20 protein-coding genes are annotated in these 19,846 nt (G+C 44.8%); 12 read left to right on the forward strand and 8 right to left on the reverse strand.

Features of this window, described 5'->3' with window-relative positions; all coding sequences use genetic code 11:
* Nucleotides 1-98: 98 nt before the first annotated feature.
* Entirely contained in the window at nt 99-551 is a 453-nt protein-coding gene (locus KVY11_RS08550) for a YcgN family cysteine cluster protein (RefSeq protein ID WP_039890724.1), read from the reverse strand.
* A gap of 202 nt (nt 552-753) precedes the next feature.
* Between KVY11_RS08550 and KVY11_RS08555 the strand changes: the two genes are divergently transcribed.
* The 8 genes from KVY11_RS08555 to KVY11_RS08590 all read left to right on the forward strand — a co-directional run bounded on the left by KVY11_RS08555 (nt 754) and on the right by KVY11_RS08590 (nt 5,920).
* Nucleotides 754-912 (forward strand): DUF1328 domain-containing protein, encoded by a 159-nt coding sequence (locus tag KVY11_RS08555; RefSeq protein WP_004647174.1) that lies wholly within the window; start codon nt 754-756, stop codon nt 910-912.
* Between the two features lie 166 nt (nt 913-1,078).
* On the forward strand, nt 1,079-1,819 hold the full coding sequence (locus tag KVY11_RS08560) for a dienelactone hydrolase family protein (protein ID WP_218288659.1): 741 nt from the start codon (nt 1,079-1,081) through the stop codon (nt 1,817-1,819).
* 74 nt (nt 1,820-1,893) lie between these two features.
* Nucleotides 1,894-2,256: an HIT family protein gene (locus tag KVY11_RS08565; RefSeq protein ID WP_004691832.1), complete on the forward strand. Its 363-nt coding sequence runs from the start codon at nt 1,894-1,896 to the stop codon at nt 2,254-2,256.
* A gap of 108 nt (nt 2,257-2,364) precedes the next feature.
* Entirely contained in the window at nt 2,365-3,399 is a 1,035-nt protein-coding gene (gene mutY, locus KVY11_RS08570; RefSeq protein ID WP_218288660.1) for an A/G-specific adenine glycosylase, read from the forward strand.
* Between the two features lie 84 nt (nt 3,400-3,483).
* Nucleotides 3,484-4,026 carry a M23 family metallopeptidase gene (locus KVY11_RS08575; RefSeq protein WP_171522851.1) on the forward strand — a complete coding sequence of 181 codons (543 nt, stop codon included), beginning with the start codon at nt 3,484-3,486 and terminating at the stop codon, nt 4,024-4,026.
* A gap of 15 nt (nt 4,027-4,041) precedes the next feature.
* Nucleotides 4,042-4,287, forward strand: a complete 246-nt coding sequence (locus tag KVY11_RS08580) for a hypothetical protein (protein WP_004691836.1) — start codon at nt 4,042-4,044, stop codon at nt 4,285-4,287.
* A gap of 19 nt (nt 4,288-4,306) precedes the next feature.
* Entirely contained in the window at nt 4,307-4,861 is a 555-nt protein-coding gene (locus KVY11_RS08585) for a DNA-3-methyladenine glycosylase I (protein WP_201706932.1), read from the forward strand.
* Nucleotides 4,862-4,897: 36 nt separating this feature from the next.
* A complete protein-coding gene (locus KVY11_RS08590) occupies nt 4,898-5,920 on the forward strand; it encodes an NAD(P)-dependent alcohol dehydrogenase (RefSeq protein ID WP_005401446.1) in 1,023 nt (340 codons plus the stop codon).
* Between the two features lie 28 nt (nt 5,921-5,948).
* Here the strand turns inward: KVY11_RS08590 and KVY11_RS08595 are convergent, their stop codons facing one another.
* Nucleotides 5,949-7,400, reverse strand: coding sequence for a PLP-dependent aminotransferase family protein (locus tag KVY11_RS08595; RefSeq protein WP_218288661.1), 1,452 nt, complete (start codon nt 7,398-7,400; stop codon nt 5,949-5,951).
* Between the two features lie 99 nt (nt 7,401-7,499).
* On the opposite strand from KVY11_RS08595, the gene KVY11_RS08600 reads away from it, so the two are divergent.
* Nucleotides 7,500-7,901 carry a hypothetical protein gene (locus KVY11_RS08600; RefSeq protein ID WP_131230897.1) on the forward strand — a complete coding sequence of 134 codons (402 nt, stop codon included), beginning with the start codon at nt 7,500-7,502 and terminating at the stop codon, nt 7,899-7,901.
* 49 nt (nt 7,902-7,950) lie between these two features.
* Here KVY11_RS08600 and KVY11_RS08605 read toward each other — a convergent pair whose 3' ends face one another.
* Both KVY11_RS08605 and dapB read right to left on the reverse strand, forming a co-directional pair.
* Nucleotides 7,951-8,598, reverse strand: coding sequence for an START domain-containing protein (locus tag KVY11_RS08605; protein ID WP_218288662.1), 648 nt, complete (start codon nt 8,596-8,598; stop codon nt 7,951-7,953).
* Between the two features lie 59 nt (nt 8,599-8,657).
* Nucleotides 8,658-9,479 (reverse strand): 4-hydroxy-tetrahydrodipicolinate reductase, encoded by an 822-nt coding sequence (gene dapB, locus KVY11_RS08610; protein WP_062031806.1) that lies wholly within the window; start codon nt 9,477-9,479, stop codon nt 8,658-8,660.
* A 197-nt stretch (nt 9,480-9,676) separates the two neighbouring features.
* Here dapB and KVY11_RS08615 point away from each other — a divergent pair, with 197 nt between their 5' ends.
* Nucleotides 9,677-9,916 (forward strand): hypothetical protein, encoded by a 240-nt coding sequence (locus tag KVY11_RS08615; protein WP_218288663.1) that lies wholly within the window; start codon nt 9,677-9,679, stop codon nt 9,914-9,916.
* A 63-nt stretch (nt 9,917-9,979) separates the two neighbouring features.
* On the opposite strand, the gene dnaJ is transcribed toward KVY11_RS08615, so the two are convergent.
* The 4 genes from dnaJ to KVY11_RS08635 all read right to left on the reverse strand — a co-directional run bounded on the left by dnaJ (nt 9,980) and on the right by KVY11_RS08635 (nt 15,952).
* A complete protein-coding gene (gene dnaJ / locus KVY11_RS08620; protein WP_004978425.1) occupies nt 9,980-11,098 on the reverse strand; it encodes a molecular chaperone DnaJ in 1,119 nt (372 codons plus the stop codon).
* 104 nt (nt 11,099-11,202) lie between these two features.
* On the reverse strand, nt 11,203-11,580 hold the full coding sequence (locus tag KVY11_RS08625) for a hypothetical protein (RefSeq protein WP_004691852.1): 378 nt from the start codon (nt 11,578-11,580) through the stop codon (nt 11,203-11,205).
* A gap of 131 nt (nt 11,581-11,711) precedes the next feature.
* Nucleotides 11,712-14,849: an efflux RND transporter permease subunit gene (locus tag KVY11_RS08630; RefSeq protein WP_218288664.1), complete on the reverse strand. Its 3,138-nt coding sequence runs from the start codon at nt 14,847-14,849 to the stop codon at nt 11,712-11,714.
* Nucleotides 14,850-14,851: 2 nt separating this feature from the next.
* Complete coding sequence (locus KVY11_RS08635; protein WP_114392632.1) at nt 14,852-15,952, reverse strand: efflux RND transporter periplasmic adaptor subunit; 1,101 nt, start codon at nt 15,950-15,952, stop codon at nt 14,852-14,854.
* A 149-nt stretch (nt 15,953-16,101) separates the two neighbouring features.
* On the opposite strand from KVY11_RS08635, the gene KVY11_RS08640 reads away from it, so the two are divergent.
* Together KVY11_RS08640 and ppc are read left to right on the forward strand one after the other, a co-directional pair.
* Nucleotides 16,102-16,728 (forward strand): TetR/AcrR family transcriptional regulator, encoded by a 627-nt coding sequence (locus KVY11_RS08640; RefSeq protein ID WP_218288665.1) that lies wholly within the window; start codon nt 16,102-16,104, stop codon nt 16,726-16,728.
* Between the two features lie 206 nt (nt 16,729-16,934).
* Nucleotides 16,935-19,619, forward strand: a complete 2,685-nt coding sequence (ppc, locus tag KVY11_RS08645) for a phosphoenolpyruvate carboxylase (RefSeq protein WP_218288666.1) — start codon at nt 16,935-16,937, stop codon at nt 19,617-19,619.
* Nucleotides 19,620-19,846 lie beyond the last annotated feature (227 nt).

Below are 19,846 nucleotides of genomic sequence, written 5' to 3' on the forward strand. Positions count from 1 at the left end.
GGGCTAGGACTTATCATGCGTTCATCGAATGCTTATGTTATGGCAAATTCAGGCGAATGACACAAGCTTTTCATGCAATTTGATGGTGCTTTTATCGACTAGCGAACCCAACGCACAATATAGTCTTCGATGTCATCATCCTGAATCTCTTCTTCAGAAATACAGCGTCCTGCCGCAGACTTTTTCGCTTTCAGAATACTTTGACGTGAGCCCGTGTTCAGATAGTGCCATCTGGGCAAATTTTTACCTTCATGCAGACGACGGTAAGCACAGCTCGGTGGTAACCAATGAATCGTGTCTAAAAGTTCGGGCGTGAGCTGGATACAATCGGGCACATGCTGCTTTCGGTTCGGATAATCCCGACAACTGGCCGTTTGACAGTCCAGCAGTTTACAGGCCACTTTGGTATAGGCGACTTCTTGGCTTTCTTCATCTTCAAGTTTCACCAGACAGCATAGACCACAACCATCACACAACGCTTCCCACTCTGCTGAACGTAGCTCAGTGAGCGCATAATGCTTCCAAAACTCTGGTCTTAATTCGTTGGACATAACCACTGCCAATAAAACTGAATGCACTATTATAACCTATAGTCACATGGCTTTCAGAGCTATCTAAAGTGTCAATATTTACATCATATTCATAAACTTAAAATACAAACAGAACACTTTTTAAACAAAAGCAACACAGTGTGTTCGAACCTTGTTTCTATACTAATAGAGTAATAAATAAGAACATCTATGGAGAAAAATTATGTTTCGTTGGGCGATTATCTTCGCAGTGATTGCACTGATTGCAAGTTTACTTGGTTTTGGCGGCGTAGCAGGTTTATCCAAAGACTTTGCGATTATTTTATTGGTGATTGCTGTGATTCTTGCGATTGTCGGATTTTTATCCCGTGGCAAAGTCTAAAGCACACCACTCTTAACGACAAAAAAGAAGGATTCAGATCCTTCTTTTTTTATATGTGCCTTTAAAAATAATTTCTCACATTTCTCATGTACATCGGAATATTTTTCAAATCCTTGTAAAAGTTTTTATGCTTTAATCAGAACAGATCATCTATCAGGATTTGAGCATGACAATCAGTATTCAAACTCGAGAAATTCAATATAACGCCGCCGATGGACAACGCTTAGTCGGTTATTTTGCAGCACCAAGCTCTCAAACACCGCATGCAGGTATCATCGTTGCACCCGAATGGTGGGGCCGAAATGAATATACTGAACAACGTGCTCGCGAACTGGCTGAACACGGTTATGCCGCACTGGCGATTGATATATACGGCGACAAAAATGTCACCACAGATGCGAAACAAGCCTATGAATGGATGATGCAAACTTTTGCCGATGCAGACACCATCGTCAACCGTGCGCAAGCAGGTTTAGATACGCTTGCAGCCCAGCCTGAAGTGAAGTCCACTCAACTGGCGGCGATTGGTTTTTGTTATGGCGGTAAAGTGGTTTTAGACTTAGCTCGCTCAGGTGCACCGCTTAAAGCAGTGGCGACTTTCCACGCGACATTGGCACCGAAAGCCCCCGCGGTCGAAGGTCAAATTCAGGGTGAAATTTTAGTTTTACATGGTGAGTTAGACAGCATGGTCACTTTGGATGATGTTGCCAGCTTCCGTGAAGAAATGCATGCTGCAAAAGTGGACCATGAAGTCATCATTTTTGAAGATGCGAAGCACGGTTTTAGCAATGCATTGGCCGATGAGCGTGCCAAAGCCAATGGCGTAGACTTGGGCTATAACCCAGAAGCAGAAAGACAAGGGCTAGATGCAATGTATGACTTGCTAGAACGCAATCTCAGTGCTTAACTAGAGCTGAGAATTCAAATATTTGATTTTTCAGATCCAACAGGATACATAATTAGATTTTAGAGGAGATAACAATGACTGAGACCCACTGCCAATATTGTAATTTTGATGAATATGACGTGCTTGATAAAAATGACTTTGGGGTAATTTTGCCCGAACCCAATGCATTGTCTAAAGGTCACTGTGTCATTATCCCTCTACGTCATGTGAGCTCATTTTTTGACATTACCGACAAAGAACGTAAAAGCTTAATGTCTTTGCTGGAACTGGCACGCAATGAACTGCAATTGCGTCATCAACCTTCAGGTTTTCATATTGGTTTTAATGATGGTGAAATATTTGGGAATGTGTCTGAACACTTACATATCCATATTATTCCACGCTACAAAGACCAAGAGCTAAAACTCGATGCACGTTGGGGCATGACGAAAGACTAAGTTTTTATGGTTTTAAATGGCGCGTAAGCGCCATTTTTTATGCGCAAAAAATCAGGCTCAGAAAAGACATTCAGTTATACTAAGCCGAATTTCTTGCTTGTGCCTCAGATGTCTCCTTTCTCTTTTTCAGATGCGTTACTAACTTGGTTCGATGTTCATGGTCGACATGACCTGCCATGGCAAGTGGCCGATGATCCCTACAAAGTCTGGGTGTCTGAAATTATGCTGCAACAGACCCAAGTCAAAACCGTGCTGCAATACTTCGAGCGTTTTATCGAACGCTTCCCAACGGTTGCAGCTTTAGGGACAGCATCATGGGATGAGGTCGCACCCTACTGGGCGGGTCTGGGCTACTATGCCCGTGCACGTAATCTACATAAAGCCGCAGGGGTTGTGGCACGTCAGGGGCACTTTCCTCAAACTTTAGAGGACTGGATTGAACTGCCAGGCATTGGTCCATCTACCGCAGGTGCGCTGATGTCTTTAGGTTTACGTCAGTACGGCGTCATTATGGATGGCAACGTAAAACGTGTGCTCGCGCGTTTTTTTGCCATTGAGGATGATCTAAGCAAACCTGTGCATGAACGCAGCATGTGGCAACTGGCCACTGAACTCTGTCCAACTGAACGTAACCACGACTATACCCAAGCCATCATGGATTTGGGGGCAACCGTCTGTACCCCTAAAAAACCGCTGTGTTTATACTGCCCAATGCAGCAACACTGTAAGGCCCATGCACAAGGGCTAGAAACTGAACTGCCTTTTAAGAAGCCCAAGAAAGCTGTACCTGTGAAGTCTGCCCAAGTTTTGGTGCTGCGTCATCACAATCAATGGCTGTGGCAACAGCGTCCCAATAGTGGACTGTGGGGCGGTTTATGGTGTTTACCTATTTTTGAAAATCGTGATGAACTCATGCAACTGTGCCAAAGTCTAGGACTGAAACAAGTCTCGCAACGCGCTGAAATTTCGCATAGTTTTACCCATTTCACTTGGCAACTGGAAGCGCTTTGCTTTGAAGTCGATGCCGATAAGCTCGAACATTTAAGTATAGAATTGGCCAGCACATGGCTAGACATACAAAACGTCACAGAAATGGGCATCCCAACTGCGATGAAAAAATTGATCTCGGCAATTCAACTGTGACATAGTTGGGTGATCGATTGGGTTCACCCTGAGACTCTAAAATTAGATCACTGAAATAATAAAGGATTGTTCGTGCGTAATTGTTTGCCCCGCCTTTCTGCGCTTGCCAGTTTAAGTTTTGTGATTCTGTTACTCGCAGCTTGCCGTACCACGCCGCCTGCGCCGAGTGGAAGCCAATTACCTGCCTCACAGGTCCAACAGCTTAAAAACATGCGTTTAGCTCAGCAGCTGCCTGTACCCGTTCAAGGTATTAAACGTCATGGACTCACAGATACTTGGGGTGCATCCCGCAGTAGCGGACGGACGCATGAAGGCATCGACATTCTGGCTCCACGTGGAACAAAAGTTTTTTCTGCCACAGAAGGTCTCGTTGCAGACTTACGCAATAACAATTTGGGTGGTAAAGTGGTTTGGATTATGGGGCCAGCAGGCACTTGGCATTACTACGCTCATCTTGATGACCATAAACGTGGCTTAAGTGTCGGCGACTATGTCAAAAAAGGCGACCTGATTGGCTATGTCGGCAATACCGGCAATGCTCGGCACACAGCCCCACATTTGCATTATGGACTTTATTTACAAGGTAAAGGCCGTGGTGCAGTAAATCCCTATCCTTATTTACGTTAACTTTAGGAATTTTTCATGTCAGAAGCGTTGATCAACCGTCTGGTCGAATTTGCTGAATCAGGCAATCAACAAAAAATCATCTTGGCTGGACAAAACCACCAAGGTTGGATCATGGAAATTACCGAAGATGCACTTTTAATCAGCACTGGATTTGCTGAAAAAACAGGAAAAGATGTTTGGATTAACTTTTCCGACCTCGAACACGCCCAATTGTTTTATTGGGACAATCAACACGACCAATGGGCACCCTTTACCCTATAAAAAGATCAGGAGCATGTTCATGACCACTCAACGCTGCGGATGGTGCTCCTCAGACCCACTTTACATCGACTACCATGATCATGAGTGGGGTAAACCGCTACATGATGAAAAGCAGTTATTTGCAATGCTCTGCCTCGAAGGTCAACAAGCGGGGCTGTCATGGATTACTGTCCTGAAAAAGCGTGAACATTATCATCGCCAGTTTTTTCAATATTCCATTGAACAGATTGCGGCTTTAAGTGATACAGACTTAGCCGAAAAAGTCCAAGATATCGGCTTAATTCGCCATATCGGGAAGCTGACCGCCATTCGTGACAATGCGATTGCATGGCAAGCCCTGAAACAACAAGGCATTAACCCCGTTGAGTGGCTCTGGAACTTTGTCGAGCAACACGCCATCAACAATGATGTCCCTGACTACCGTACAGCACCTGCACAGACATCTCAAAGCCAAAATATGTCTAAAACCCTAAAAAAACAGGGCTTTAAATTTGTCGGACCCACCACCTGCTATGCCTTTATGCAAGCGGTTGGCATGGTCAATGATCACGAAAACAGCTGTCATTTTAAGTAAAAGTACATAAAAAACAGGAAAATAAGGATATAGAATATGACGGATAATACCATTCGTGCCTATGCGGCAATGCAAGCAGGCGCAGCGTTACAACCCTATCAATTCGATGCGGGTGAACTGCAACCACATCAGGTCGAAGTCCAAGTCGAATATTGTGGATTGTGCCATTCCGATGTTTCGGTCATTAACAATGAATGGAACTCTTCGGTCTATCCCGTTGTCGCTGGTCATGAAATTATTGGCACCATCAGTCGCCTAGGCTCCGAAGCCAAAGGGCTTAAACTTGGACAGCGCGTCGGTATTGGCTGGACGGCAGAAAGCTGCCAACACTGTGACCCCTGTGTATCGGGTCAACAAGTACTCTGTACAGGTGGGTCAACAGCAACCATCGTCGGTCATGCAGGTGGCTTTGCCGATAAAGTTCGCGCCGGTTGGCAGTGGATTATTCCTTTACCTGAAGAGCTAGATCCTGAGTCAGCGGGTCCTTTATTGTGTGGCGGTATTACCGTTTTTGATCCAATTTTAAAACACCAAATTCAAGCCATTCACCATGTTGGCGTGATTGGCATCGGTGGTTTAGGGCATATGGCTATTAAGTTACTTCGAGGATGGGGCTGTGAAATTACGGCGTTTACCTCGAACCTCGACAAAACGGAAGAACTCAAGGCCATGGGTGCAGATCATGTGGTGAATAGCCGTGATGTGGATGCGCTTAAAACCCAGCGAGGCAAATTCGATCTATTGCTCAGTACGGTGAATGTCACGCTCAATTGGCCTGCCTATATCAGTACGTTGGCACCGAATGGCACGATCCATCTGCTAGGCTTGCCTCTGGAGCCCATCAAATTAAATGCAGGTAGCCTAATTGGTGGAGCAAAGTCTATCACGGGTTCACCCACTGGCTCACCTGCGGCATTACGTCAGCTACTCAAATTCGCTGCACGTAAAAACATTGCGCCACAAATTGAACTGTATCCTATGTCGCAGTTGAATGAAGCACTGGAACGGTTACATTCTGGAAAAGCCCGTTATCGTATCGTTCTCAAAGCCGATTTTTAATCCATAAGCGCCTCAAAACAGGCGCTTATTATACCGCTTGTTTGACCAATGTCGAACTACTGAGTTGCGCTTTCACCCAATCGGCCAACAAGGTGACTGTCGCGCGAATATCTGTTGAAATTTCATGACCTGCATTGAGGCGGATACAGTTTTTATAACGCTGCCCTTCACCAAAGACTTCTCCTGGCACTATATTGATGCCATGCTGCTGAGCAAAATAGTACATATCTAAACCGTCAATACACTCTGGCAGCTGTAACCACAGTGCATAGCCGCCTAAGGGCTGGTTGATACGCAACTCAACTCCGATAAAGGCATGCTGAATCATGTGTCGGTATTGCTCAACTTGCTGTTTCAAAATCGGCTTTAACTGCTGTAAATGCTCCCGATAAGCACGACTATAAATGAGATCGGCCAGGGCCAACTGCAAGGGTGTATTCACTGTGATATTTTGCATCAATAACGTAGCCTTCAAATGCGCTAAGCGCTGCGGAATACAGAACCAACCTACCCGATACGCAGTTGAAAGTGATTTGGAAACCGAACCACAGAAAATCACATAACCGTGCTGATCCCAATACTTAATCGGCAGCGGACGACTCGAGCTGAAACTACATTCACCATAAATATCATCCTCAATTACATAACATTGATAGCGCGCCGCCAGTTGTGCAATTTTTTCTTTTTCTGCATTGCTTAAGCAAAACCCCAAGGGATTTTGATAATTGGCCGTGAGTAAGCACGCTTTTGCGCCTGAACTTTGCATGACCTGCTCTAAACGTTCAAGATCAAAGCCTTGAGTATCGGCTGGAATTTCAATAATTTTTCGCTTTAACCCCGCCAGCATTTGCAACTGACCATTAAAATTTGGGGTCGGTACAATTACGCTGTCGCCTTCCTTGCTGAGGTGTTGGATCATCACCGACAACGCAGGCATACAGCCATTGCTGATGTAGATATCATCCTGCGAAATATAGAAACCATCTTCAGCCCAATGCTCAGACAAGGCCTGCCGCAAGCGAATATGACCTTGCTTATCGCTATATAAAAAATCTTCAGGTTGACTGTGTTTTAAAGCACGTTGAATGGAGCGGCGGAGTGCTTCTACAGGCACATGTTTTGGCGAAAGCTGAATCGCTCCCAAATGGATGAGACGGCTATTAATGGAAGACTGTTGAATTTCCAACTGTAGCTCTAAGTTAGAAATATCACGGGCTTGAGACTGAAAATCAGGATGCTGCGGTACAGGAATAGATGGGCTGGTATTTTTTTGATAACTGACAAAATAGCCAGACTTATTTTTCACATGAATATACCCCTGCGACTCGAGTAGTTCATAACAGCTCTTGGCCGTATTCAAGCTGACCTTTTGTAAGTTGGCAAATTGGCGTAACGACAACAGCTTTTGCCCTGCGGGTAATTCAGCATTTTGAATTTTTTCAAGCAACTGTGCAGCCAAGCTTTGATACTGAAATGCCATTCATCTGTACCTATTTTTTTAACTTTTATGTATCTGTATCCATTATGCCAACAGAATTATGCTTCTGTCATTCGTTCACAACCATAAATAGGCACTTTTATGAAAAAAATAATCATATCTCTCTTTTGCTTATTGAGCTTATCGGCTTGCCAACCGCCACATGTTTCACAGCAGGTACAACAGCAGCATTTTATTTGTAAAGCCCTGATTGAAGGGTTTCTGAAAACGCAAAATTTAACTGATTATCAGTTTTTAAGTTTAGCGCCGAGCTTGACTGAAACCTCGACCCAACGAACCTATCAATATCGGTTGAACAATGAACGTGAAATGCAGATGAACTTGCCCCGCCAGAAAAATTTACAGTTTCAATGTGACCAAAGCAGTGCTGAAAACTTCAAGATCTCACTCGCTGGTGAAGGAAATGCCATGCTCAGTTTAATTCAGTTAGACCTGCCTCAAGCTTCAACCTTAGAGCTGCTGAACGCTTATCAACAGCCTTAAGTTTTAAAACATAAAAAAGCCTGCATTACAGGCTTCTTCGTCTTTAAAATTAACGTAAGGCAGCTGGTAAATGGGCAGGAGTATCTTCTTGTTCCTGCAATTGATTTTTCATTTTTTGCAGCATTTGATAGGGTTGTTGTTGGACAAACATATTCACAAACTTCAGTGGTATCGATCCCTCAGGGTTGGCATAACCTGAGGTCGAAACCTTGACTTTATTTGGTCCCAGTTTCTGAAAGGTCCAATCGCCCTCATAATGATTGAGGCGCACATAATCTGGGTTTTTAAGAATGTTTTTATCAATCGCTTTATTTTTAATGCTAATGATGCCCTGATTGTCCTTGGTCATTTTCCCCTGCACCACCAAGTCGCGGTCTTTTAAAGGAAAAGGAAAATCGAGAACCATATACAGTTGAAACTCGCCTTTTTTATCATCGCGCGACAAGACTTTCACACTACCCATATACGGCACCCATTTCACCGCATGGTCAACATCTAAGATCAGTGATACTGCTTTTTCAATCGGCACATCAAACGTGGTTTCTGCCTTATATAAAAAGACTGGGTTTTGCGCATTTTGATAGGTCCAAACTTTAATATTATTTTTATGAATACTGAGTTTGGCTTGATCCATAGGTTTGGCCTGTGCTGTTGTCATCACGGCAACAACACAAGCCATATACATGACTTTTTTCATTCTATTCTTCGTCTTATTTTAGTTTTTTATCTTGTTTTTATGGCGAATGAAACAGGTTTTTAAACTTGAATGTCGTTAAAACCCAGTACATCTTTCATGTCATATTTACGTGCTTCACGTCCTACCACCCAAGCCGCAGCACGTACCGCACCCGAGGCAAAGTTCATACGGTTAGTCGCTTTATGGGTAATTTCAACACGCTCACCATCGGCAATAAACATAGCCGTATGTTCACCGACAATATCGCCGCCACGAATGGTTTGGAAACCAATACTTTGACGCTCACGAGGTCCTGTATGACCTTCACGGCAATACACTGCATCAGTTTTCAAGTCACGCCCTAAAGCACCCGCAATAGCCTCACCCATCATCAATGCGGTGCCTGATGGTGCATCGACTTTATGACGGTGATGCGCTTCAATCACTTCAATATCCACTGTGTCACCAAAGACTTTAGAAGCCAATTCCAACAGTTTAATCGAAACATTAACCCCCACAGAATAGTTCGCTGCATAGACCACAGGAGTCTGTGTAGCCGAGTCATCCAAATAAGCTTTTTGTTCGTCATTCATACCCGTGGTCCCAATGACAATGGCAACCCCAGCTTCACGACAAATTTTTAAATGCTGAACGGTCGCTACTGGTGCAGTGAAATCAATGATCACATCACAATCTTTCACTACCGCTTCCAGACTACCCACCACCTTCACGCCGAGGCTGCCAATACCTGCAAGCTCACCTGCATCTGTACCAACCAGTGAGCTTTCAGGGCGTTCCACTGCCGCAGCCAGTTGATAGCCTGCTTCGTGTACCGCTTGAATAAGGATGCGACCCATACGACCGCCGGCACCTAAGACACCAATGCGTGGAGCTGCTGACATAACATATTCCTAATCTAGCTTCAAAATTGCTCTTACTATAGCAAAACTGATTGCCCAGACTAAGGTTTGTTGGCCATTTTCATCGAAAAAATCGCTTTATTTTCAAACATGATTTCTCAAGCTTTTCACAAATTTGCAATCAATCTTACGCAGACTAGGTTCGCGTTTAAAAACAACTTTAAAATGAGGAAAGTAGAATGAAAGCAAAGGTACTTTTTCTAGCGATGGCGTTTGGGGGCAGTTGGGCACAGGTTCAGGCTGAACCCGCTGTTCAAGCAGGCGACACCTTAGAAAGTTTGTCACAGGTCAAGATCACTACTAGCACACATCCCAAAGCACAGGCCGAGCAACAAGTACCAACTGCTGCACCTATGGCTGAAGAAATGGTGTCGGTTGAAGAGATCGATCAACCTGAGCTGCCAACAGAAGCGCAATAACATAAAAAGAGCGGGAAAATATTCCCGCTCTTTTCAACACCAATTCAGACGTGCCGTATTCAATTAATCAAACAGTCGGTCAAAGAAAGACTTCTTCTTCGGTGAAGATTTGTGATCATCTCCATCTAAAGTTTCTTGCAACTCTTTTAACAGTTCACGTTGACGTGCTGTTAAGTTGACTGGCGTTTCAATCACGATACGGCAGAGTAAGTCACCTTGCATACTGGTACGTACAGGTTTAACCCCTTTGCCACGTAAACGGAACATTTTACCCGTTTGTGTGCCTTCAGGAATTTTCAAACTCACACGACCTTCGAGTGTCGGGATTTCAATTTCTTTACCCAAAGCAGCATCGGCAATGCTCACAGGGACATCCATATACAGGTCTGCACCATCACGTTGGAAGATTTCGTGCTCACGCACTACTACTTCTACGTACAAGTCGCCTGACTGACCATCACGAATCGCTTCGCCTTTGCCCGTTAAACGAACGCGGTCACCGTTGTCGACGCCCGCAGGAATCGTCACTTCTAAGGTTTGTTGACGGTCTTTAACACCTGAACCATGACAGGTATTACATGGGTTCTTAATGATCTTACCTTGACCACGACAGGTACTACAGGTCTGCTGTACAGAGAAGAAACCTTGCTGCATGCGAACCTGACCTGCTCCATGACAAGTTTTACAGGTTTCAACATCGTTCGGGTTTTTAGAGCCTTTACCGTCACAGGTTTCACACGGTGCTGGTGCAGTAAAGGTAATGGTTTTTTTCACCCCTCTTACTGCTTCTTCCAATGTCAGTTCCATTACATAACGTAAGTCAGAACCACGACGTGCACGCTGTTGACCACGACCACCGCCGCCACCAAAAGCGCCACCGAAAATGTCACCGAATTGACTGAAAATGTCTTCTGCGCTGAAACCACCACCGAAGCCGCCTCCGCCGCCCATACCACCTTCAAAGGCTTGATGCCCCATACGGTCATACATGCTGCGCTTTTCGCTATCCGATAAAATTTCATAAGCTTCAGCCGCTTCTTTAAATTTCTCTTCAGCTTCAGCATTGTCAGGGTTGCGGTCCGGATGATATTTCATCGCCAACTTACGGTAGGCTTTTTTAATTTCATCATCACTAGCGGTTTTAGCAACACCTAAAACCTCATAATAATCACGTTTAGCCATGTCTGGCGATGCTCCTCACGGAATTTATTTAATACTCAACTGTGGTCTGAAATTGGGTTCAAACCAAGTTTTACAAGGGGGTGTTTGAAAAAAAATCAGTAGAATTAGAAAACTGCTTTATTTTTCAAAAATTTAGATAGGCCTTTAAACCATGCATTTAGAAGGAAGAGAAATGCAATACAGCTAAAAACCACACCTGCAACCGTGCATCCAGTCACCCACAATGCACTGTCCCAAGTGAAGAAAATAAGAGGAATAAACCACAACGCTGCAAATAACGCCAAAATGCTATAAATCACAATATTGCGCATGACCCAAAGTGCTTGCGCTTGTAACCACACTTCGGCATGATCAATTTGCGTGACTTTTCGGGCATACCAATAGGAAAATGCGCCACTAATCACAGTAAACAAAGCCAAAAACATGAAGACATAAGAAATCGCGATAGAGCGGCGATACTTGGTTACATTGTCTTGCATCATGCGTTTAACCCCATTTGCCACATCGTTGGTTTTTTAATGTGTAGCAAAAAACTGCTTTATAAAAATGCCATAAATTTCAGGTGCTACTATATTGAAATTTTCAACGTTTCGCACCTGATATTGGCATAAATTTACAGCTTATGGCTAATTTTTTTTACTTTAAACCACTGCGCGTACAAGGCAGGTAAAAAGAACAGGGTTAATAGCGTCGCCACAATTAGTCCGCCCATGATCGCAACGGCCATAGGTCCAAAGAAAATACTTCTAGACAATGGGATCATCGCCAGAACAGCTGCCAATGCCGTCAGCACAATTGGACGACAACGTCGCACCGTCGCATCGATGATCGCATCCCATGATTCATGCCCCGCTTGAATGTCTTGCTCAATCTGATCAATCAAGATCAGCGAGTTACGCATGATCATGCCCGACAAGGCAATGGTGCCCAACATCGCAACAAAGCCAAAAGGTTTATTGAACAGTAGCAGGAACAACACCACGCCGATTAAACCTAAAGGTGCAGTGAGCAAGACAATCGTGGCACGAGACATACTGCGCAGTTGAATCATCAGCAAAGTCATGACTACGGCCAAGAACAAAGGCATACCCGCTGCAACCGATTTACCCCCACGCGCAGACTCTTCCACTGTGCCGCCGACTTCAACCAAATAGCCATTCGGCAGTTCCGCACGCAGCTGATTCATCTGCTCAGCCATTTCATCCACCACGGTGGCAGGCTGTAACTTGGTCCGAATATCTGCGCGTACCGTAATGGTCGGTAGGCGGTTACGATGCCAAATCAAACCTTCTTCAAAGCTATAATCAATTTTGGCAATTTGTGCCAACGGTACTGTTCCACCATTTGAGGTTGGAACGGCAAGGCTCGCCAATGATGCCACTTCAACCCGCTCGGCTTGATCGCCACGTAAACGGATTTCAATCAGTTCACGTTTCTCACGGTATTGGTTAATGGTGGCACCCGAAATTGAGCTGTTCAAGAAATTAGCCAAATCTAAACTCGATACCCCCATTTGGCGGGCACGGTCTTGATCAATCTCTAAATTGATCATCTTACTTGGTTCACCCCAGTCCAAATGTACATTTGTGGTGTTGGGGTTAGCACTCAGCATCGCTGCGACTTTATCCGCCCAAGCACGCACTTGAGTTAAGTCTTCACCCGACACGCGATATTGAAGTGGATAACCGACAGGTGGGCCATTTTCAAGTAAAGAGACGCGAGTACGCACATCGGGCAATAACTGGCGGATTTGGGTATCTAAGGATTTACGAATTTCATTGCGATCATCCAGTGAAGAGGCCAAGACCACAAACTGAGCAAAGCTGGCTTGCGGTAGCTGCTGATCGAGCGGTAAATAAAAACGTGGCGAGCCTGTGCCCACATATGCCACATAATTATCTATGCCTTCTTGCTTCGATAGGAACTGTTCAACTTTTTTCACTGCATTTTCAGTTGCCGTTAAAGATGCACCTTCTTCAAGTTTTAGGTCGACCAAAATCTCGGCACGATTTGAAGGCGGGAAAAACTGCTGTGGTACTAACTTAAACAGCAACACCGAGAGCACAAAAATAGCCACCGTCGTTGCAATGACCGTTTTGCGATAGGTCACACACAGATCGACCCAACGGCGAAAACCTTGATAGAACTTGGTTTGATAAGGATCATGATGCTCACCTGCATGATGCACCATCGGCTGAGGTTCTGGCTGTTTGCGCAAACGTGCCCACAGACGGCTATACCACGGCGCTTTTTGAATCAGCTCTTTATTAAAATCGGGCAGGAGTTTGTCACCCAAATAAGGTACAAAAAGCACCGCCGCAAACCATGACACAATTAAGGCAATGGTCACCACTTGGAAAATAGAACGAGTATATTCACCTGTACTGGACGCTGCCGTAGCAATCGGTAAGAAGCCCGCAGCGGTAATCAAAGTTCCCGTCAACATTGGGAAAGCCGTCGTTCGCCATGCATGCCCTGCTGCTTGTAGTCGGCTGTAGCCTTGTTCCATTTTGATCGCCATCATTTCCACGGCAATAATGGCGTCATCGACCAAGAGTCCGAGCGCCAGAATCAGCGCACCCAAAGAAATTTTATGCAGTCCAACATCAAAAATGTTCATGCCCGCAAAGGTCATGGCCAAAACCAGTGGAATAGATAATGCCACCACCAGTCCAGTACGGAAACCCAGCGAGAAAAAACTGACCAGCAAGACAATAATCACCGCTTCAGCCAAAACTTTCATGAACTCGTTGACACTACGCTTTACAGCAACAGGCTGATCTGAAACTTTTTTCAGCTCCATACCTAAAGGTAAGGTTTTTTGCAGCTTGGAAAACTCAGTTTCTAAGTTTTTACCCAAAGCCAAGATGTCGCCGCCTTTACGCATCGACACCGCAATACCAATGCCATTTTCCCCCATAAAGCGCATACGGGGTTGAGCAGGCTCACTAAAGCCACGATAGACATCAGCCACATCGCTCAGCTGGATAGTTTTTCCATTCACCAATAAAGGCATACGTTGCAGTTCTTCAACGCTCTTAATTTGCCCTGTGACTCGGAGTTGAATACGATCCGATTCTGTTTCAAAAAAGCCTGCACTGGCCATGGTATTTTGCTGTTGCAAAGCTTGTTGTACCGCTGTCACAGGAATGCCTAACTGCGCCGACTTGGTGTTGGAAATTTCAATCCAAATCTTTTGATCTTGCAGTCCGACCAAGTTGACCTTGGCGACATCTTTGACGCGTTGCAGTTGTAACTGTAAACGGTCGGCATATTCTTTCATCAGCGCATAATCGAAGTCTTTACCCGTCAGTACATAAATGTTGCCGAAAGTATCGCCGAATTCATCATTAAAGAATGGCCCTTGTACCCCATTTGGGAGCTGATGTTTGATGTCTCCAACCTTCTTGCGTACGTCATACCACACATCAGGTATCTCACTGGAGCGCATAGCATCTCGTGCCACGAAAGTCACCATCGACTCGCCAGGTCTGGAGTAGGCCATAATGCGCTCATACTTACCCGTGGTCATCAGCTCTTTTTCAATACGGTCGGTCACTTGTTCAGACACTTCACGCGCCGTTGCACCCGGCCAATAGGTCTGTACCACCATCACTTTAAAGGTAAAAGGTGGGTCTTCGCTTTGTGCAAGTTTGGAATAAGACACCACACCCACGATGCCCAGTAACAACATCAAATAAAGGACCAAGCCCTTATTCTTTAAGGCCCATTCCGACAGGTTATAGTTCATGCTTAACTCCCTGTCGCAATCTTGACCGTTTTATTGTCACGGCTAATCGGTTGAATTTTTTGTTTTTCACGCAGTAAATGCACCCCACCCACCACGACATAGTCCTTTGGCTGTAAACCTGAACGAATGGTAACGCTGTCTCGACCATACTCCCCCACACTGACAGGGACTTTACGAATGCTGTTATCAGCATTCACCACCCAGACATAGGCATTTTTGCCCGCAGCGGAAACACTGGCTAACGGTACACTCAACACATTGCTTTCAGTTGAACTGAAAAACACCCGAGCACTCTGTCCCAGTTGAATCGTATTTTGTCCTTCACGCAAAGCCACTTTGACACTAAAAGTACGTGACTGATCTGCGGCAGGCGAAATTTCACGGACGTAGGCAGCAAAACGTTCATCGGGTTTAGACCACAAAGTGACTAAGGCATCTTGTCCAACTTTAATCTGAGCAATGGCTTGTTCAGGCACACCAATCACCACCTCACGATCACCTGAAATGGCCAGTTGAAACGCGGGTTGCCCTGCTGAAATCACCTGCCCAATTTCAATATTACGCTCGGTAATCACACCGTTTTTATTGGCGATCAGTTGGTTATAACTGGTTTGGTTTTGCGTAACGTTATAATTGGCTTGTGCTTGTTTCAAGCTCGATAGTGCGGCTTTATATTGATTTTCAACGCTGTCGTACTGTGAACGACTCACCGCATTACTCGGTAACAATTGTTTAAAACGTTTGAGTTCATCTTGCGCATTTTTTTCAGCCGCTTGAGCACTTTCTAACTGTGCTTTGGCTGCATTTAATTGCAACTGGGCATCCTGTACATCTAAGCGCGCTAAAACTTGTCCGACTTTAACTTGGTCACCCACATCGACCAGACGCTCTGTGACTTGTCCCCCAACACGAAAGGACAGCGCGGTTTGTTGGCGGGCTTGCACTTCGCCTGCATAGCTTTTTTGTTCTAGATGCGTGGTATTCGGTTGGCTCACCATTACCAAAGGTACCGACTCTGGTTCAGTCGTGTCTTTGCTACATCCCCACAAGGTGATACTACACACCACCATCATACTTGCCACAAGGGTCTGAATTTTGCTCATGAAGTCTGCTCTTCTTCCATAACCACCAATTAATCAGGCACAATATCCAGACTTAACTTGGTTATTTTTTAATTAATATACTGCATAGTACACTAATTAAAGATATGCTCAGATGTAAATGACTTTTTGAACTTTTTTTAGGAAAATGTGTGCAAGCTTCAGCAGGACGTCCCAAGGATTTAGAAAAGCGGCAACGTATTTTGGAGGTGGCACGTCAGTTGTTTTTACAACATGGCTACCACGGCTCCAGCATGGACCATATTGCCAAGGACGCGCACGTCACCAAACTCACGGTGTATAACCATTTTCAGGACAAAGCCAATCTGTTCAGTTGTGCAATTGAGGAAACCTGTGAAAAGCTGATGCTGGGTCGTTCATTTCAATTGCAACGTGCCGAAGACTTTGTGCCCATGCTCGAACAAATTTGTGCACTATCGATGCATATTATTAACCTGCCTGAGGCCATCAAGCTGGAGCACCTACTATTACAGCTGGCCGCTGAACAAAACCCATTGCTAGAGAACTTCTATAAAGCCTCCCACCTCAAAATGCGGGCGATTTGGGAACAGTTCTTCGACCAAGCCCAAACCTTAGGCGTGCTTCAGTTTGAACAGGTCAACGAGGTCATCACCTTATTAATGTCTCTGCTGTTTGGATACCGTCACCAAGAAATGTTGTTGGGGATAAATGAAGTGCCCAATGCCGAACAACGCGAGCAACTGATTCGAGAAGCCATTGCGATTTTTTTATTAAAATATCCTTTAAAAAAACCTTAAGATTCGGTTAATTGAATTTATATTTTTTATAATTAATTCAAATACTTAGAATTAAAAAACCCTCTTTGCTTTAAAACAATTGCTTGCCCTAAGTTGTTCATTTGATTCTAAATTCAGCAATTAATCCCCTACTTTTGTCTGCCCCTACTTGGATTGTCATCGAATCGGGGTATAGTCAAATTAAGAACAACGAGGGAATAATAATCATGATTCAACAAATTGATGCTCCACTACGTGAAGATGTCCGATTACTCGGCAACCTATTGGGTGAAACCCTCAAGGAGCATGCAGGACAAGATTTGTTTAATCAGGTCGAGCAAATTCGGGCCTTATCCAAAGGGGCACGGGATGGGCAAGTTGAAGCCGAGAAGCAGCTGGAACAACTATTTTTCAGCCTTGAAGATGATGAAATTCTGCCGCTGACGCGTGCCTTTACCCACTTTTTGAACTTTGCCAATATTGCGGAGCAATACCATGTGGTCCGTAGCCGTCGTCAAAGTGAATTTGATGAGACCGAACCCTCTCCAAATCCGCTCGACCACCTCTTTGCTAAATTTAAAAATAACGACATTTCAACCGATACGCTGTTCCAGCAAATCTGTGATTTAAATATTGAACTGGTTCTGACCGCTCACCCCACTGAAGTTAGCCGCCGTACCCTGATCCAAAAATATGATGGTATCAACGATGCCTTATTTAAAATGGATCAGCAAAAACTGACCCCTCGTGAACGCCAAACAGTCCTTGAAGACTTAAAACAACTGATCTGTTCGGCGTGGCAGACCGATGAAATTCGTCAACACCGTCCAACTCCAGTCGATGAAGCAAAATGGGGCTTCACCACCATTGAGCAAACCTTATGGAATGCCGTCCCGAAGTTCATGCGTGAACTAGACGACATGGTGATTGAACACTGTGGCCAACGTCTGCCTTTACATGTGGCACCTGTACGTTTCGCTTCATGGATGGGTGGTGACCGTGATGGCAACCCGAATGTGACACACAACATTACTCAAGAAGTCCTGTGGCTATCGCGTTGGAAAGCGGCTGATCTTTACTTACGTGACATTGAAGATTTACGTTGGGAACTGTCGATTCAAAACTGTAGCGATGAACTGCGTCAAGCCTTGGGTCAAGACCATCCTGAACCCTACCGTGAATATTTACGCGATACCCGCGAACGGCTAAAAGCTACGCGCCATTGGCTCGCAGAAAAACTGCGCGGTGCCGATGCCGATGACAGCTTGGTGATTAAAGCCAAAGATGAACTGTTACAGCCTTTACTGCTGTGCTATCGCTCTTTGATTGCCAGCAACCTGCCTGAAATTGCCAATGGGAAATTGCTAGACTTTATCCATCGAGTGAACTGTTTCGGGATTGAACTGCTAAAACTGGATATTCGCCAAGAGTCAGGACGTCATCGCCAAGCGATTTCAGCCATTACTGAATATTTGGGTTTGGGTAATTTTGAAACGTGGACCGAACAAGCGCGCCAAAACTTCTTATTGCAAGAGCTACAAAGCAAACGTCCACTGTTGCCCAAGCATTTAAATGAACCTGCGCAAAGCTTAATTGAACAACCTGAAGTGCAAGAAGTATTTGCCACCATGCGTACTTTGGAAGCGCAGCCTCAAGAAAGTTTAGGTGCCTACATTATTTCGATGGCTGAATATCCTAGTGATGTGCTGGCGGTACTGCTTTTGCAAAAAGAAGCAGGCATCCAACATCCACTACGTGTGGTGCCATTGTTTGAAACATTGAAAGACTTAGATGGCGCCGCAGCCACCATGAATACCCTATTCAATATGCATTGGTATAAACAGCATATTCAGGGCAAACATGAAGTAATGATTGGCTATTCGGACTCGGCAAAAGACGCAGGCTTTATGTCAGCCAATTGGGCACAGTACCGTGCGCAAGAAGAATTAACCGCGATTGCAAAAACGCATGGCATACAACTCACACTATTTCATGGTCGTGGCGGTTCCATCAGCCGTGGCGGTGCGCCAACGCAACAAGCCCTGTTTTCACAGCCACCCGGTTCGATTTCAGGTGCAATTCGAGTCACTGAACAAGGTGAAATGATTCGCTTCAAGTTTGGCTTAGAAGGCATTGCGCTGCAAAACTTAGAGATTTATACCGCTGCCACTTTAGAAGCCACTTTACTTCCACCGCCCGTCCCAAAACCTGAGTGGCGCGAGTTGATGCACAGCATGACCGATTTGTCGGTACAAGTGTATCGTCAGACTGTGCGAGAAAACCCGCACTTCGTCAAATATTTACGCACCGTCACGCCAGAGCTTGAACTGCAAATGTTACCGCTTGGCTCACGTCCAGCAAAACGTAAAGTCACTGGCGGCATTGAGTCCTTACGTGCCATTCCTTGGGTATTTGCGTGGACACAGATTCGTTTGATGCTACCCGCTTGGTTAGGTACAGGCGCAGCAATTAACCAAGTGATTGATCAAGGACATAAAGCCACCTTAGATGAAATGCTGGTAGCTTGGCCGTATTTCCAAACCCTGATTGATATGTTGGAAATGGTGCTCTCAAAATCTGATGCTCATGTGGCGCTGTATTATGAGTCGCACCTGACCGATGATGAAGACTTAAAAGTGCTCGGTGAACATCTGCGTCAGCGCTTAAAGTATGCGGTGCAAACCCTGTTAGCGCTTAAAGGTGAGTCTAAACTCCTCAGCAGTAACGAGGTTTTAGATCAGTCGATGAGGGTACGCAAACCGTATTTATTGCCGCTGCATTTACTCCAAGCAGAGTTAATGAAACGTCGCCGCCGCTACCTAGAAGAGCGTCAGGAAACAAATACACCTGTAGATCATGCACTTATGGTGAGTATCGCAGGCATTGCAGCGGGTCTTCGTAACACAGGATAAAGTTTTAAGCCCGCTCCATTTAAAGCACATCACTATGATGTGCTTTTTTATTGACCGCATGGTCAAACCTTTTATAATTTTTTTTATCAATCCAATCATAAATATTTATGAATAAGCGATTGGCTAAATTTACCAATTAAACCTTGATTTATCATTATTTTTAAAAATTAAAAGTTTTACCATGCGGTAAAAAGTTCTGAAAAGTCATAAGATTAGTTTGAACAATT

This window comes from Acinetobacter sp. CWB-G5 (assembly GCF_019209785.1).
Lineage (GTDB): Bacteria > Pseudomonadota > Gammaproteobacteria > Pseudomonadales > Moraxellaceae > Acinetobacter > Acinetobacter johnsonii.

Bases quoted from the DNA above. Each gene is read 5' to 3' on its own strand.
- KVY11_RS08550 (WP_039890724.1), bottom strand. From the start codon at position 551: ATGTCCAACGAATTAAGACCAGAGTTTTGGAAGCATTATGCGCTCACT.
- KVY11_RS08555 (WP_004647174.1), top strand. From the start codon at position 754: ATGTTTCGTTGGGCGATTATCTTCGCAGTGATTGCACTGATTGCAAGT.
- KVY11_RS08560 (WP_218288659.1), top strand. From the start codon at position 1,079: ATGACAATCAGTATTCAAACTCGAGAAATTCAATATAACGCCGCCGAT.
- KVY11_RS08565 (WP_004691832.1), top strand. From the start codon at position 1,894: ATGACTGAGACCCACTGCCAATATTGTAATTTTGATGAATATGACGTG.
- mutY (WP_218288660.1), top strand. From the start codon at position 2,365: ATGTCTCCTTTCTCTTTTTCAGATGCGTTACTAACTTGGTTCGATGTT.
- KVY11_RS08580 (WP_004691836.1), top strand. From the start codon at position 4,042: ATGTCAGAAGCGTTGATCAACCGTCTGGTCGAATTTGCTGAATCAGGC.
- KVY11_RS08585 (WP_201706932.1), top strand. From the start codon at position 4,307: ATGACCACTCAACGCTGCGGATGGTGCTCCTCAGACCCACTTTACATC.
- KVY11_RS08590 (WP_005401446.1), top strand. From the start codon at position 4,898: ATGACGGATAATACCATTCGTGCCTATGCGGCAATGCAAGCAGGCGCA.
- KVY11_RS08595 (WP_218288661.1), bottom strand. From the start codon at position 7,400: ATGGCATTTCAGTATCAAAGCTTGGCTGCACAGTTGCTTGAAAAAATT.
- KVY11_RS08600 (WP_131230897.1), top strand. From the start codon at position 7,500: ATGAAAAAAATAATCATATCTCTCTTTTGCTTATTGAGCTTATCGGCT.
- KVY11_RS08605 (WP_218288662.1), bottom strand. From the start codon at position 8,598: ATGAAAAAAGTCATGTATATGGCTTGTGTTGTTGCCGTGATGACAACA.
- dapB (WP_062031806.1), bottom strand. From the start codon at position 9,479: ATGTCAGCAGCTCCACGCATTGGTGTCTTAGGTGCCGGCGGTCGTATG.
- KVY11_RS08615 (WP_218288663.1), top strand. From the start codon at position 9,677: ATGAAAGCAAAGGTACTTTTTCTAGCGATGGCGTTTGGGGGCAGTTGG.
- dnaJ (WP_004978425.1), bottom strand. From the start codon at position 11,098: ATGGCTAAACGTGATTATTATGAGGTTTTAGGTGTTGCTAAAACCGCT.
- KVY11_RS08625 (WP_004691852.1), bottom strand. From the start codon at position 11,580: ATGATGCAAGACAATGTAACCAAGTATCGCCGCTCTATCGCGATTTCT.
- KVY11_RS08630 (WP_218288664.1), bottom strand. From the start codon at position 14,849: ATGAACTATAACCTGTCGGAATGGGCCTTAAAGAATAAGGGCTTGGTC.
- KVY11_RS08635 (WP_114392632.1), bottom strand. From the start codon at position 15,952: ATGAGCAAAATTCAGACCCTTGTGGCAAGTATGATGGTGGTGTGTAGT.
- ppc (WP_218288666.1), top strand. From the start codon at position 16,935: ATGATTCAACAAATTGATGCTCCACTACGTGAAGATGTCCGATTACTC.